This window comes from Vibrio sp. 970 (genome assembly GCF_033339075.1).
Genome location: NZ_JAWOTW010000771.1, coordinates 1 through 527, shown reverse-complemented (window position 1 = coordinate 527; position 527 = coordinate 1). Strand labels below are relative to the sequence as shown.

The window sequence follows — 527 nt, the reverse complement described above, 5'->3', positions numbered from 1 at the left end:
TGTGGCGATGGATAGCTTTAGCAATACTGAATTAAACAACAACGGTGAGCGTAAAGACGATTGGCACTTGATGCCTTACGAAACGGGCAAAACGTTCGTGATGGAACCGTACATGTATCCGGTTCGCGGCAAACAAGAACTGATCACGACCATCAGCCAACCAATCAAGTTACGTGGCGAGATCATAGGCTCTCTTGGTTTTGATTTGTCATTGAACGAGTTACAAAGCCAAAGTGAAGATTACGCGAGCGACTTGTTTGATGGACAAGGCCGTATTCTGATTTCTTCGTGGAAAGGCATCACACTGGCAAACAGCAGCCAAGCAGATCAAGTGGGCAAGAAAGTCTCTCATGAGTTGGCGTCTCAATGGGCTCGTATTCAATCCATTGCGAAACAAAAGGGCGCAGGCCTTGTGACGTTTGGCGGGGATGAGTATGCGATTACTGCAATTGAAACCAGCGATGCGCCTTGGATCGTTATGGTGTCGGTTCCCAGTAGCTTCCTTAAAAAGAACGTGGATGACTACG

1 pseudogene is annotated in these 527 nt (G+C 47.4%); it reads left to right on the top strand.

Going from position 1 to position 527, the window contains the following annotated elements:
- Positions 1 to 527: pseudogene (locus R7Q11_RS29100) on the top strand (methyl-accepting chemotaxis protein); the annotation flags it as partial.